The organism is Streptomyces sp. NPDC087422 (assembly GCF_044744145.1).
Lineage (GTDB): Bacteria > Actinomycetota > Actinomycetes > Streptomycetales > Streptomycetaceae > Actinacidiphila.
Genome location: NZ_JBIUXT010000004.1, coordinates 357,817 through 371,647 on the forward strand (window position 1 = coordinate 357,817; position 13,831 = coordinate 371,647).

Annotated in this window: 12 protein-coding genes; 3 read left to right on the top strand and 9 right to left on the bottom strand. The window is 71.9% G+C overall.

Annotated elements, in window-relative coordinates:
• Positions 1 to 33: 33 nt before the first annotated feature.
• From ACIO6U_RS14855 to ACIO6U_RS14890, 8 genes are all read right to left on the bottom strand, one after another.
• Positions 34 to 894, bottom strand: a complete 861-nt coding sequence (locus ACIO6U_RS14855; protein ID WP_391163033.1) for an enoyl-CoA hydratase-related protein — start codon at positions 892 to 894, stop codon at positions 34 to 36.
• Positions 891 to 1,622, bottom strand: coding sequence for an enoyl-CoA hydratase/isomerase family protein (locus tag ACIO6U_RS14860; protein ID WP_401719015.1), 732 nt, complete (start codon positions 1,620 to 1,622; stop codon positions 891 to 893). Before ACIO6U_RS14860 ends, ACIO6U_RS14855 begins: the two co-directional genes overlap by 4 nt.
• The gene (locus ACIO6U_RS14865) at positions 1,619 to 2,524 is read right to left on the bottom strand and encodes an enoyl-CoA hydratase/isomerase family protein (protein WP_355342456.1); all 906 of its coding nucleotides are present in this window, start codon (positions 2,522 to 2,524) and stop codon (positions 1,619 to 1,621) included. Before ACIO6U_RS14865 ends, ACIO6U_RS14860 begins: the two co-directional genes overlap by 4 nt.
• Complete coding sequence (locus ACIO6U_RS14870; RefSeq protein WP_401719018.1) at positions 2,521 to 3,957, bottom strand: CaiB/BaiF CoA transferase family protein; 1,437 nt, start codon at positions 3,955 to 3,957, stop codon at positions 2,521 to 2,523. The genes ACIO6U_RS14865 and ACIO6U_RS14870 overlap by 4 nt, the downstream gene beginning before the upstream one ends.
• On the bottom strand, positions 3,954 to 6,140 hold the full coding sequence (locus tag ACIO6U_RS14875; RefSeq protein WP_401719021.1) for an acetate--CoA ligase family protein: 2,187 nt from the start codon (positions 6,138 to 6,140) through the stop codon (positions 3,954 to 3,956). Before ACIO6U_RS14875 ends, ACIO6U_RS14870 begins: the two co-directional genes overlap by 4 nt.
• Positions 6,141 to 6,329: 189 nt before the next feature.
• On the bottom strand, positions 6,330 to 7,052 hold the full coding sequence (locus ACIO6U_RS14880; protein ID WP_355342465.1) for an ABC transporter ATP-binding protein: 723 nt from the start codon (positions 7,050 to 7,052) through the stop codon (positions 6,330 to 6,332).
• Positions 7,049 to 8,956, bottom strand: coding sequence for an ATP-binding cassette domain-containing protein (locus tag ACIO6U_RS14885; RefSeq protein ID WP_401719023.1), 1,908 nt, complete (start codon positions 8,954 to 8,956; stop codon positions 7,049 to 7,051). The genes ACIO6U_RS14880 and ACIO6U_RS14885 overlap by 4 nt, the downstream gene beginning before the upstream one ends.
• A complete protein-coding gene (locus tag ACIO6U_RS14890) occupies positions 8,953 to 9,816 on the bottom strand; it encodes a branched-chain amino acid ABC transporter permease (protein WP_401719026.1) in 864 nt (287 codons plus the stop codon). The genes ACIO6U_RS14885 and ACIO6U_RS14890 overlap by 4 nt, the downstream gene beginning before the upstream one ends.
• Positions 9,817 to 10,007: 191 nt before the next feature.
• Here ACIO6U_RS14890 and ACIO6U_RS14895 point away from each other — a divergent pair, with 191 nt between their 5' ends.
• The 3 genes from ACIO6U_RS14895 to ACIO6U_RS14905 are packed head-to-tail and all read left to right on the top strand — an operon-like array spanning position 10,008 to position 12,492.
• Positions 10,008 to 10,517: a VOC family protein gene (locus ACIO6U_RS14895; RefSeq protein WP_188284259.1), complete on the top strand. Its 510-nt coding sequence runs from the start codon at positions 10,008 to 10,010 to the stop codon at positions 10,515 to 10,517.
• On the top strand, positions 10,514 to 11,707 hold the full coding sequence (locus tag ACIO6U_RS14900) for a CoA transferase (protein ID WP_401308644.1): 1,194 nt from the start codon (positions 10,514 to 10,516) through the stop codon (positions 11,705 to 11,707). Before ACIO6U_RS14895 ends, ACIO6U_RS14900 begins: the two co-directional genes overlap by 4 nt.
• The gene (locus ACIO6U_RS14905) at positions 11,704 to 12,492 is read left to right on the top strand and encodes a hypothetical protein (RefSeq protein WP_401308647.1); all 789 of its coding nucleotides are present in this window, start codon (positions 11,704 to 11,706) and stop codon (positions 12,490 to 12,492) included. Before ACIO6U_RS14900 ends, ACIO6U_RS14905 begins: the two co-directional genes overlap by 4 nt.
• On the opposite strand, the gene ACIO6U_RS14910 is transcribed toward ACIO6U_RS14905, so the two are convergent.
• Positions 12,439 to 13,830 (bottom strand): MFS transporter, encoded by a 1,392-nt coding sequence (locus ACIO6U_RS14910; protein WP_401719030.1) that lies wholly within the window; start codon positions 13,828 to 13,830, stop codon positions 12,439 to 12,441. The two genes, ACIO6U_RS14905 and ACIO6U_RS14910, sit on opposite strands and share 54 nt — an antisense overlap.
• Position 13,831: the final 1 nt, after the last annotated feature.

A 13,831-nucleotide genomic window follows, 5' to 3' on the forward strand; every position in this document is an offset into this window, starting at 1 on the left:
CGGCGGCCGGCGGGCACCGGCCGTAGGTGGCGGTCAGCGGATCTCGACCTCCTCGCGTGAGCGCGCCAGGGCCGCCTCGGCGCCCTCGCGACGCACCTCCCGCAGGAAGTTGAACTCGCCCGGCTGGAAGTGGATGTTGCTCAGCGAGGCGCCGACGACGGTGGTCGCGGCGAACGAGAGCCCGACGCCCAGCTTCTCCAGCGAGGCGAAGACGGCGTACTTCTCGGTGACGATGCCGTCCCGCATGATCGACGCGCACATGGCGGCGAGTTCGGCCGCCCCCCGTGGCGCGTCCTCGGCGACGCGGTCGACCAGACCGTAGTCGAGCGCGGTCCGCGCCGACCAGGCCACGTTGCAGTACATCAGCTCCTTGGCCCGCTTGAGGCCGACCGTCGCGAACAGCAGCGACATGTCGCCGTCCACCCCGACGTTGTGCCACCGGGGGGAACCGAAGGTCGCGTCCTCGCCCGCGACCACCAGGTCCGCGCAGAGCGCCAGGTAGAGGCCGGTGTCCCAGCAGCGGCCACGCGCCTCGACGACCGTCACCTTCCGGCAGTGCAGCAGCCGGCTGTACAGGCCCGTGCTCCCCCACCACGCCTCGTCCAGCGCGATCAGCCGCGCCCGCTGGCTCGGGTGCTTGCGCACCGATCCGCCGGGCGCCTGCACGTACTGGTCCCAGGCGTCGGCCGGGTCCCAGCCCGCGCACAGGTCGTCGCCCTCGCCGCGGATCAGGACGGCCTTCACGTCGTCGTCCCGGTCGACGTCCGCGAGGTGGGCCGCGAACTGCTCGGCCATGGCGCGGGTCATGAGGTTGCCCGTCGCGGGACGCCGTACGGTGACGGTCGCGATGTGGTTCTCGTGGTCCTTGCCCAGTTCGACCCGGCCCTCGCTCATGCGCTCTCCTCCGTGAGACCGGACCCGACCGCCGCGCGGTGGATCGCGTAGTGGTCGGCCAGGTCGAACTCCCGGCCCACGCCGTGCGCGTCGTAGACGGCCTGCTGGAGCATCTTCGACATCGTCATGCCGTCCAGCGGCATGCCGATGACGGCGGCGGTCATCGACACGACCTCCGCGCGGAGCCGGCCGTCCGGGACGACCCGGTTGACCAGCCCGATCCGCCCGGCGGTGGCCGCGTCGTGGACGGTCCCCCTGAGCAGCCACGACTTGGCGCGGTTGAGCCGGACCGTCAGCGCGGCCAGGACGAAATTCGCCTCGGGCACGTCGAGGAAGGGCGAGCCGAACACGGCGTCCTCACTCGCGACGGCCAGGTCGGTACAGAGCAGGAGCGCGGTGCCCGCCCCGTGGCACGCCCCGCGCACCTCGGCGATCACGACCTTCTTCGCGAAGCAGGTCGCCTGGTAGACCGCGGTCGACGCGGCGAAGGCGCGGTGCCAGGTGGTCGGCGCCTCGGCCGCGGACGGGAATCCGGTGGCCGCCTCCGGTGCGAAGTCGGGCCCCGTGGTGCGCAGCACGATCGCCTTGACGTGGTCGTCGTCCGACGCCTCGACGACGGCCGCGGCCAACTCGGCGGCGAAGGCGGGGTCATGGGCCGTCAGCGTGGCGAAGCTCTCTACCTCGATGTACGCGCGGCCGTCGGCCACGCGGAGGTCGACGGCGCTCATCCCTTCACCCCCAGGCGGGGGTCGGCCGCGCCTTTGCGTTTCTTGTCGGCGTCGAGCGCGCCGCCGACGCCGACGTCTCTCGCGGTCTTCCAGAAGTCCATCTCGTCCGGGCCCGATTGGAGGAAGTGCGAGACCAACAGCCCTGTAATGGAAGGGACGCTGGTGTCCATCGCGCCCTCGGCGGCGCGCAGCCGCGACTTCAGGTACAGCAGGTGGCCGGGGGGCCGGGCGGCGAGGTCGGCCGCGATCGTCCGTGTGGCCGCGGCGAGTTCGGCGGCCGGGGTGACGGTGTCGACGAGGCCGAGGTGGTGCGCCTCGGTCCCGCTCATCGGCATCGCGGTGAAGCCGGTGCGGCGGGCGGCCTTCATGCCCAGGATGCGGTTGATGTGCACGCTGGCGACCGCGCCCGCCGGGCCCAGGAAGCGCGCTTCGAGCGCGCCGATCCTGCTGTCCTCGGCGGCCGTCACCACGTCGGCCTTGCACGCGATCATGAAGTAGGCCGCCGCGGCGCAGTAGCCGTGCAGTTGGGCGACGGTGACCTTCGGCGACCGGGAGATCGCCTGGCTGAAGCCCAGTCGGCCCCACGCCATGTCCGCGCCGTACCGGTAGCCGACCGTCAGGGTGCGGCGCCGCTCGTGCGGGCGCTTCTGGCCCCACTGCTCGTTGATCTCGTTGCCGCTGCAGAACGACTTCCCGTTGCCCCGGATCACGATGACCCGCACCGTCGGGTCGTCCCCGGCAAGTGCCATCAACTCGATGATTCGGTCGCGCATGGGCACGCTCATGGCGTTGTGCTTCTCCGGCCGGTTCAGCGTCAGATACGCGATGCCGGACGCCGGGTCGGCCTCGTACAGCACCTGTCGCGCCGCGGCGGCGATGCTCTCCGGGGTTCCGTACTTCACGCCTTGCCCACCTCTTCCGTTGCTCGGGGTGATTCCGACGGTGCGTGCGCGGGCCGCGCCTGCTCGACCACGCCGTCCGCGACGAGCGCGTCGATACGGTCCTGCGGGACGCCGAGGCGCGCGAGCACGTCGCGGGTGTCGGCGCCCAGCTCCGGTGTCCAGTCGCCGACCCGCGCGGGGGTGGCGCTGAGCAGGAACGGGCTGCCCACGGTGCGGACGGTCCCCCAGGTCGCGTCCGGCTGCTCGACGACGAAGCCGTTCGCGAGGACGTCGGGGTCGCGGGCGGCCTCGACGAAGGTGTTGACGGGAGCCACGGGTACGCCGTTGTCCCGCATCCGCTCGACCCAGGTGTCCCGGTCGGCGGTCAGGAAGATCTCCTCCAGGACCGGCTCCAGGACGTCGCGGTGCCGCTCGCGGATCCTGCTCTTCTCGAACCGCGGATCGTCGCGCAGGTCGGGCCGGCCAAGGGCCGCGGTCAGCCCGTGCCACACCTTCTGGTCGGTGGCGCCGATGACGATCCAGCGGTCGTCCCCGCAGCGGAACGCGCCCGAGGTCGACGTCACACGGCCCTGGGTGCGCTTCACCTCGTCGCCGTGCAGCGCGATGGTCACCTCGGCGGTGTGCATGGCCAGGCAGGAGCCGACGAGCGAGCCGTCCACGCGCTGGCCGCGCCCGGTGCGCTCCTTGGCCAGGAGCGCGGTCAGGATGCCCATCGCGAGGAAGACGGCGCCGGCCGAGTCGGCCATCCCGCGGCTGGCGAGCCGGGGCGCCCCGTCCGGGGTGCGGACGAAGTCCGAGAGGCCGGAGACGGCCTGCGCGACCATGTCGAACATCGGCTCCTTGGCGCGCGGGCCCAGGGGGCCGTAGCCGGACGCGGCGGCGTAGACGATGCCCGGATTCTCCTGGCGCAGGGTGTCGTAGCCCAGGCCCAGCTTCTCCATGACGCCGAGCCGGAAGTTCTCCACGACGACGTCGCACTCGCGGGCGAGGGCCTTGACGATGTCGCGGCCCTCGGGGGTGGTGATGTCGACGGCGATCGACTTCTTGCCGCGGTTGAGGCCGGTGAAGAACCCGGCGTATCCGTCCGGGGCCTGGCGCAGCCGCCGGTCCCACTCGCCGCCCGGCCGTTCCACCTTGACGACCTCCGCGCCGAGGTCGGCGAGGATGCGGGTCGCGTAGGGGCCCTGGAGGAAGCGGGTGAGGTCGAGGACCTTGATCCCGTCGAGCGCTCCGGCGAGAAATTCGGGCGCGCCGGGCGCGGGCCGGGGCACGGTGTCCGGAGTGACCACAGGCGCGGTCGCGCGCTCGACGCCGGTTCCGTCCTCAGGCGCGGTCGTACGCTCGACGCCGGTTCCGTCCTCAGGCGCGGTCGCGCGCTCGACGCCGGTTCCGTCCTCAGGCGCGGTCGCGCGCTCGATGTCGGGCGCGGTCATGCGTCCTCCCCCACCGTGGCCGTGACGAGTACGTCGAGCGCTTCGACCCGACTGCCGTTGACGCGCAGGGGGTTGACCTCCAGGGTGTCCAGGCTGGGTCCGACCGACAGGGCGGCCCGGCTGATCGCCACGATCGCCTCGCTCAGCGCGTCGAGGTCGGCGGCCGTGCTGCCGCGTGCGCCGCGCAGCAGGGCGGCGCCCTTCAACTCCCCCAGCATCCGGCGCACTTCGCGGGCGTCGACGGGCAGCACCCGCAGGCTGGTGTCCTTCATGACCTCCACCCAGATGCCGCCGAGGCCCACCGCGAGCACCGGTCCGAAGGTCGAGTCGACCGTGACGCCGACGAGGAGTTCCTGTCCCGGCTCCCGCATCGGCGAGACGAGCACACCGCGCAGGTCGGCGCCGGGGACGTTCCGCGCCACCGTCGCCGTGATCGAGTCGTACGCCGCCGCCGCGGCCCCGGCGCCCTCGACGCCGAGGACGACTCCGCCGACGTCGGACTTGTGCGCGACGGCCCGCGAGCAGATCTTCATCGCCACCGGGCCGCCGGCCTTGGCCGCCGCGCCCGCCGCCTCGGCCGCGGAGTGGACGAGCACGGCCGGGACGATCGGCACACCGGCCGCCTCCAGCAGGGCCCGCCCCTCGTCCTCCGCCCAGGTGCCGACCGTCGGCCCGTCGCCGACCGCGGCGGGCGGCACTTCCCCGGTCCTGCTCGCCGTCACCCGAAGCGCGTCGCGCTGCTCGACCCACCGGGCCACATGCCCGAGGGAGGTGATCGCGAGGTCGACGCCGGGCAGCAGGAACAGCTTGTTCTCGGAGAGCAGCGACAGGGCGTACGGCGAGATGTCCAGGCAGGTGTTGGACGAGAGGAAGACCGGTACGGGCGAGGCGGCCACGATCTCGCCGATGATCTTCATCCGGCTCTCGATGAACGTCGGGTCCTCGGGGCGCTCGTCCGGCAGCGGCGTCATCATCGAGAACATGAAGTCGATCCCGGAGTCCTCGACCGCGATCTCCATGAGGTCGTCCTCGGCCTTCGTCGGCCGGGGTCTGGCGCGGGCGTGGCCGAAGCCGGTGGTGTCGAGGGGGTTGAGGATCGAGGCGAACTCCGGCAGGTGCGCGGCCAGTTTGGCGCCGGTGTCCTCCTGCCAGCCGGGCAGGGCCAGGCCGTTGACCGAGGCGAGGTCGGCGATGATGTTGCAGCCGCCGCCCGACGAGGTCACGACGCCCATGCGGCGGCCGTCCGGGAGCCGCGGGCTGTAGCCGAACACCCCGGCGGTCGCGACCAGTTCCTCGACGCTCTCGACGCGGACCATGCCCGCCTGCCGGAACGCCGCGTCCACGACGGCGTCGTCGGTGGCCATGGCGCCGGTGTGCGCCATGGCGGAGCGCATGCCCTCCTCGCTCCGCCCGGCCTTGTAGACCACGATCGGCTTGCCCGCCCGCAGCGCCTTCGTGCCGAGTTCGAAGAGCCGGTCCGGCTCGCGCACGGTCTCCAGGAACAGGGCGATGGCGCGGGTGCTCTCGTCCTCGATCAGGTAGTCGAGGACGTCCAGGCTGGTCAGTACGGCCGAGTTGCCCACCGACGCCCACAGCGTGGAGCCCACGCCGTGCGCCTGGGCGAACTGATACGTCGCCCGCGCCATCGAACCGCTCTCGAAGACGGCGCCGACCGGACCGGCCACGGGTGCGGACTCGGTGGCGACGGCCCAGGGCACCACCCCGTCCACCGCGTTGATGAACCCGATGGTGTTCGGGCCCATGAGCGTCAGGTCGAGATCGACCGCGCTCTGCGCCAGCCGCCGCTGCCGGTCGCGTCCGTCGGCTCCGGACTCCCCGTATCCGGAGGCGAGGATGACCGCGTTCTTGATACCCGCCGCGGCGGCGTCCTCGAGGATGGCGTCGACCCGGCTCGGGCCGACCATGATGTAGGCCATGTCGACGGGCTTTTCGAGGTCCCGCAGCGTCGGGACGGTCGGTTTGCCGAACACCTCGTCGTACTTGGGGTGGACGAAGCGCACATCCCGCACCCCGCCGCCGAGTTCGAGGGCGTTGAGGAGATTGCGCGCCCAACTGGAGCTCGGCGATGCTCCCACGACCGCGATACTGCGGGCGCCGAAGAAGCGGCGCAGCCTGTCCGGCTCGACGATCGAGCGTCGTGCCGCGTAGTCAACGGTGAGCATGGGGCGTAACTCCTCGGGAGTCGGGCGATGGAGATCGGACCGTGGGATTCGGGCGGGGATTCGGGCGGGGAAGGTCGGGCGAAGGGACGTCGCGCGAAGGACGTGGGGCGAAGGACATGGGGCAATTTATTTAGCTACGTAAAGTATCGCCCATGGCCCTGCGGCCGGACACCTGGGCGCCCCGGCCGCTCAGCCGAAATAGGCGGCGTTGAGCTCGGCCCCCTGGAGGGAGGACGGCGTGCCGGTGGCGGCGATCCGGCCGTCGCGCAGGACGATCAGCCGTTCGCTGGCCCTGGCCAGGCGGTCGCTGTTCTGCTCGACGACCAGCATCGAGATGCCCTCGGCCTGGAGGGCCCGCAGGGACGCGTAGATCTTCTCGATCACGACCGGGGCGAGCCCCAGCGACGGCTCGTCCAGGAGCAGCAGTCTGGGCCGCTGGATGACGGCGCGGGCCAGGGAGAGCATCTGCTGCTCCCCGCCGGAGAGCAGGCCCGCGAGCTGCGTGCGGCGCTCCGCCAGGATCGGGAACAACTCGTAGACCAGGGCCTGCTTCTCGGCGATCGCGCGCCGCACGGCGCGCCTGCTCAGCCGCATCGCGGAGATCTGCAGATTCTCCTCGACCGTGAGCGGGCGCAGGACGCGGTGCCCCTCCGGCACGATCACAATCCCCTTGCGGACGCTGGCGGCCGTCGAGAATCCGTTCATCCGCTCGCCCTGGAAGGAGACCTCCCCCGACCTGGGCTTGAGGCCGCCGCTGAGGGCGCGCATCAGGGTCGTCTTGCCCGCGCCGTTCATCCCGACCAGGCCGAGCAGTTCGCCCTCGGCGAGGGTGAAGGAGACGTCGTGGAGTACGGGTTGGTGGTCGCCGTAGCCGGCCGTCAGGCCGGTGACGTCGAGAAGCGGCGTGCTCATCCGGGAACCCCCAGGTAGGCGGAGATGACCTCTTGCTGTGCGAAGACCTCGTCGGGCGGGCCCTCCGCGATGACCTGGCCGTGGTCCAGGACGTAGACGCGGTCGCAGGCGCTGGTGATCAGCGGAAGATTGTGGTCGACCAGGACCACCCCGAGGTCGCGGGCGCCGAGCGCGCGGACGGTCGCGGCGATCTCCTGGCGTTCGAACTCGGTGAGTCCCGCGCCGGGTTCGTCCAGCAGCAGGAACGCCGGGTCGAGCATCAGATTGCGGGCGATCTCGACCAGGCGGAGCACGCCGTACGGCTGGTCCGCGGCCAGGCTCCTGGCGCGGTCGGCGAGGGCGAGGTCGGTGAGCAGGGTCATCGCCCGGTCGCGTCCGGCCAGCGCCTGCTTGCGGGCGGCCGGGCTCAGCAGCGACTGGCGGAGCCAGCCGACCCTGCCGATGCCGTCCCCGGCGAGCATGACGTTCTCCAGCAGGGTCAGTTCGGGGATGACCTTCGGGCTCTGGAACGTCCGGCCGATGCCCGCCCGTACGAGGTTCTGCGCGGGCGTGCCGAGGATCTCGTCGTCGCCGAGGCGCACGGAGCCGGTCGCCCGGACGTCCCCGGTGATCGCGTTCAGGAGCGTGGTCTTGCCCGCGCCGTTGGGGCCGATGAGTCCGATGACCTCACCGGTCGCGAAGGAGAGCGAGACATCGTTGACCGCGGTGTTGCCGCCGAAGGCGACCGACACTCCGCGCACCTCGACCCGTGCGTCCCGGTGCACGGCCCTGACCGAGTCCGCGAGGCGGTGGGTCACCTGGGTCACCGTCTCGGCGACGGCGAGGCCCGGTTCCCGCGGCTCCAACTCGCCGGTGGGCTCTGCCGCTTCGTCCGGCCGTCGGCGCCTGAGCAGCCACTTCACGAGGTTGTCCAGGCCGCCCGCGATGCCGCCGCGGGTGAGCACGACGAGCACCAGGATGCCCACGCCGTAGACCAGGTCCTGGGCCTGGCTGGTGGCCAGCGACAGCTCGTCCATCACCAGGATGGCGACGACGCCGAACACCGGGCCGAGGAAGTAGCCGCTTCCGCCGAGGATCGCGGCGAGCAGCAGCGCCACCAGGCGGGTGAAGCTGAAGGTCTCCAGGTCGATCACGAGCTGGAAGTGGGCGAAGAGCACCCCGGCGAGTCCGGCGAGGCCGCCGGAGATCGCGAAGGCGACCAGCCGCGTGGAGTCGGGCGAGACCCCCACCGAGGCGAGGACGCGCGGCCCCTCGCGCAGCGCGGTCAGTTTGCGCCGCATCGCCGACAGGTGGATGCGCAGGACGAGTTCGTACGTGAGCCACGCGAAGAACGCGGCGAGCCAGTAGTACGAGAGATAGCCGCTGATGAGCTGGTGGCCGAAGAAGGTGGGCAGCGGAATCGAGTAGATGCCGATCGTGCCGCCGCTGAACTGGTGCCAGTTCACCATGACTTCGGCGAGCGCGAGCGCGAAGGCGAGCGTCTGGATGGCGAGGAACAGCTCGTTGAGCCCTCGGGTGGGAACCGCCACGAGAACGGAGAGCACGGTGGTGACCGCGACGGAGATCAGCAGCGCGGGCCAGAACGGCATTCCGAACCGGACTTCGAGATAGACGCTGGTGAAGGCCCCGACGCCGTAGGTGATGACGACCGAGAGATTGAAGATGCCCGCGTAGCCGTAGACGATGTTGAAGGCCGTCGTGAGGATGTACGCGATGACTCCGGCGGACGCCAGGTGGACGTAGTAGTCGTTGCCGCTGGCGATGAGTCCGACGATCACCAGGACCAGTGGGCCCGCGACGTGTTTGGCCCAGACCGAGGTCAGTGCCCTGCGTATTCCTTCGGGTCTCTTCGGGGCGCCGCTCACCTCGCGCGGTGCGGCCTTGTCCAGTCCGATGGTGCTCATACGCGCTCAGCCGTTCCGCGGAAGGTGAACAGCCCTGTCGGCCGCACGAGCAGCACCAGGGACAGGATCACGAAGAGTGAGGTCAGGTGGTAACTGGCGGCGATGTGCTGGTCGGTGAAGGTCATCACGAAGCCGGCCACGACGGCGCCGCCCACCGCGCCGAAGAGACTTCCGAGGCCGCCGATGACGGCGCCGACCAGGCTCAGGACGAGGAGGGTGGGCGCGACGTCGACCGAGACGCTGCCGAGCGAGGCCTGGAAGATGCCGCCGATGACCAGGCAGGCGCCCGAGACCACCCAGGCGAGCAGTTCGAACCGCATCGTGCGGACGCCGTAGACCTGCGCCAGTTCGTGGTCGAAGGAGACGGCGGACAGGTGGTGCCCGATGAGCGTCCGGTCGAACAGGAACCACATCACGAGCAGCAGGAGGAGCGACAGGCCGATGACCAGCAGCCGTTGCTTGGAGGTCTCGTAACTGCCGATCGAGACCGAGCCGTGGATCCAGGGCTGCACGATCGAGGGCTCGCCGCCGAACCACGTGCGGGTCAGGAAGTTGAGCAGGAGTCCGAAGCCGAGAGTGGCGAGGGTCAGGCCGATGACCGGCACCTTCTTGCGCTGCGCGGGCACGATCGCGATCGCGTAGCAGGCAGCGCCCAGGACACCGCCGACCACGATCGTCAGGACGACGCCGAGGCCGCTGTTGGCGGCCCCCCAGGAGGCGCACGCGGCACCGGCGAAGACGCAGAAGTTCCCCGCGCCGAAGTTGACGACGCCGCTCACACGGAACACCAGACTCACCGCCAGGACCAGCGGAATCAGCACCGCCGCCTGCGAGAGGCCGGTCACGACCAGCGAGATCATTGCGCACTCCCTTGTGCCCAGGAACGGTCCGCACCAGAATCTTTCACATGGCTAACTGCTATGAGACTGAGGTCGCGGATCATCCCTGTCAAGGGGTCGTCGGAAACCTTCCGCGTCGGCCCGCGTCGGCACTGCCGGATTTACTTAGCATGATGTAACGTTCGTCGCCCGACCACAGAGAGGGGCCCTTCATGAGCACCGAGCCGCTGCTCCGGCTGTACCACACCGGCATGATCGTGGACAGCCTCGACAAGGCGATGGCGGCCATGGGCGACGCCCTGCGCCTGGACTGGGCACCGCCGCTGACCTCGACCGTTCCGCTGGAGTGCCCCGACGGCGTCGTCGGGCGCGAGGTCCGCTTCACCTACTCGCTCCAGGGCCCGCACTTCATCGAACTGCTGGAGCAGATCGACCCGGCGCCGTACCTCAACGTGACGGGCGGGCGCAGGGTCCACCACCTCGGCTACTACACCGACGACCTGCGCGCCGCGGCGGCGGCTCTGGAGGCCAGGGGATACCGGCGCGAGCTGAACGGCGTCGCCGAGGACGGCGGCATCGGCCGCGCCACCTTCCACTACAACCCCGAATCCCCCGGCATGTGGATCGAGTTGGTCTCGCACGAGGTGGCCGAGCAGATCGACGGCTGGATCGCCGAGGCCGCCGCCGCCAAGAACATCCCGTACGTCTCCCCGTTCGCATGAGCGGGCCGCTGACCGGACTCCACGTCCTCGACCTGTCGACGTACGTCGCGGGCCCCTCCGCGACGATGACGCTCGCCCAACTCGGCGCGGACGTCGTACGGGTGGACCCCGTCGGCGGCGCCACGGACACCCGGCGGCTGCCGCGCGGCGCGGACGGCACCAGCCTGTACTGGGCAGGGCTCAACAAGGGCAAGCGCTCGGTCGAGGCCGATCTGCGGTCGGAGTCCGGGCGCGACGTGGTGCGCGAGCTGCTGGCCGCACCGGGCGGCGGCCACGGCCTGCTGGTCACCAACGCGGTCGGCCAGTCGTGGCTGGACTACCAGGAACTGCGCCGCGTCAGGCCCGATGTCATCGTCGCCCACATCGGGGGGCGCGGCGACGGACGTCCGGCGGTCGACTACACGATCAACTCCGAGGTGGGCCTGCCCTGGCTCACCGGGCCCGTGGACTCCTCGCTCCCGGTCAACCACGTCCTGCCCGCCTGGGACCTGCTCACCGGTCTGCACGTGGCGCTGGCCCTGCTCGCGGCGCACACCGAACGCGCCGCCACCGGTCGCGGCCGGCTCGTCGAGGTCAACCTCGCGGACGTCGCCGCCGCGACCATGGCCCACCTCGGCTTCGTCGCCGACGCGGTGGTGAACGGCGCGGGACGGCTGCGCGACGGCAACTACCTCTACGGCAGCTACGGTTGCGACTTCGCGACCGGCGACGGCCGCCGGGTCATGGTCGTCGCCCTGACCGCCAGGCACTGGGACAAGCTCGTCGGACTGACCGGCACACGTACCGTCCTCGACAGCCTTCAGCGCACGCTCGGCGTGGACTTCGGCGACGAGGCGGCGCGCTACGAGCACCGGGACCTGATCTCGGCGATCCTCGCGCCGTGGTTCTCCGCGCACACCCACACCGAGGCCGTCGCCGCGCTCGACGCCGGGCACGTCCTGTGGGGCGACTACCGGACCGTCGGCGAATTCGTCCGCGATCCGCTCGTGACCGCCAACGGCCTGTTCCACCAGGTGGATCAGCCGGGCGTCGGCGTGTTCCCCGTACCGGGTCCGGTCACGCGGTCGGCCGGATGGGGGCAGGACACGCCCGCCCCCGCGCCCCGGCTCGGCGCCGACAACGACGCGGTCCTGCGCGAGTGGTCGCGGGCACCTGCCGAAGAGCCGCGGGTCGAAAGCCGCCCGATATGAGCACCGCCCGGCTCTTCCTCACCTTCACGCACCTCAACGACGCCACCCGGCACGCCGAGTACAACGCGTGGCACCAGCTCGACCACCTGCCGGAGAACGCGCTGCTCCCCGGCGTCGCCTGGGGGGACCGCTGGGTCCGCACCCCGCGGTGCGCGGCGGCCGGCCATGTCGGCGACGACGCCTACGCACCCGTCCAGTACGCCGTCGCCTACGGGTTCCGTGCCCCGCTGGAGTCCGCGCTGCGGGAGTGGACCGGCCTCAACCAGCGCGCGCTGTGGTGGGGCCGCCGCCCCGAACTGCCCTGGACCGAACGACGCCCGGTCGGCTTCTTCCACCCGGTCAAGGAGTACGCGGCCCCGCGCGTCCTCGTCGCGGCGGCGGCGCTCCCGCACCGCCCGCACCGGGGCGTCCACCTCACGCTGTCCAGGACGGCCGCTCCCGCCGAGCCCGCGGGCGCGGCCCGTTTCGCCGCGCTGGACCGGGAGTTGATCCCGGCGGTGCTCGCGGTGCCCGGTGTCGCGGGCGCGGCGACGTACCGGTTCGCCGAGGGCGCGGGCGGGTTCGGGTCACCGGCCGGGAGCGCCGACGACGGTCTGACGGTGCGCGTGCTGTACCTCGACGGCGACGTCCTGGAGACAAGCGCTCGCGTCGAGGACGCGCGGCCCGACTGGATCGGGCGGGACAGCGCGCCCGGCGACGCGGAGCACGTCCTGCTGAGCACCCCGATGCTGTCAATCCGCCCGTGGGAGTGGGACTGGTTCGACGGCGGCCGGCCGCGGCTCTGACCGGCGCGCGCGGCGGCTCGGCACACAGCAGCTGACCACGACCGAGGCCGCGCAGGTGGCGGCGCAGGCGAGCGCGGCCCAGGTCAGCCCGGTCGTCGTCGCCTCCCCCGCCGGTCCGTGGGCCGCGCCGATCAGCGCTGCGGTGACCGCGCTGCCCACCGCGCCGCCGACCGCCCGCAGCAGGATGTTGACGCTGGTGGCGCTGCCGGTCTCGCCCGGTTCGACCGAGTCGACAATGAGGCCGGGCAGCGTGCCGAAGGTCGCCCCCGCTCCCCAGGACGTCAGGACGACCGCGGCCACCAGCAGCGCCAGGTGCCCGTCGACCTCGATCAGCATCAGCGGCCCGAGCGCGCCGACGACGCCTCCCGACGCCAGCGCGACCCGTCGGCCCCTGGCCCGCGCCAGCGCCGTCGCGGTGCGGCTGCTCAGGTAGTTGCACAGCGCGATGGGGACCATCACCACACCGATCGCGCTGAGGCTGAGCCCCACGCCGTACCGGGTGTCGCGGGAGGCGAGACCGATGCGGGTGATGAGGACGGGGGTGTTGTAGAGGCTCACGCCCATCAGCAGGCCGGTGAGGTGCGCGGCGAGGACGTCGCGCCGGGCGAAGAGCCGCAGCTGCACCAAGGGGTGGGGGGCGCGCAGTTCGAGCCGGATCCACCACAGCGACAGGCAGAGGGCCGCTGCGCCGAGGACGAGCACCCCGGCGCTCGACCAGCCCCAGGAGTTGCCCTGGCTGACGGCCAGCAGCGCGCACGCCGTGGCGGCGATCAGGACCACCGCGCCCGGCACGTCCAGCGGCGCGTCGCGGCCCACCGGCACCGTTCGCGGCAGACCGGCGGCCACCGCGAGCGTGACGAGCAGCGCGAGCACCGTGGCGCCGCCGTACGCCGCCCGCAGGCCGAAGTGGTCGGCCACGAACGTCGTGAGCGGGTAGGCCGCCCCGGCGCCGAGCGCCGTGGTGATCGACAGCAGCGCGACCAGGCGGGCCGTCGCGGGACCGGAGTACAGGTCGCGGGCGCACGCGATGGTCATCGCCACCAGCGCCACCGCGATGCCCTGGAGCGCGCGTCCCGCCAGGAAGACCCCGAAGTGGGTCCCGGCGGCGGAGACCGCGCATCCGAGGGTGACCAGCGCGCACACCACGACCATCGCGGGTCTTCGCCGCCGTCCGTCGGCGAGCCGGCCGAGCAGCGGGGTCAAGGTGGCGCCGACGAGCAGGGTGATCGTGTACGACCACTGGGACGCCTCGGTGCCGACGCCGAAGGTCTGCTGGACCCGCGGCACGAGCGGGGCGCCGAGGGTGACGACCGCCGCCGAGACCAGGGCGGCGGACACC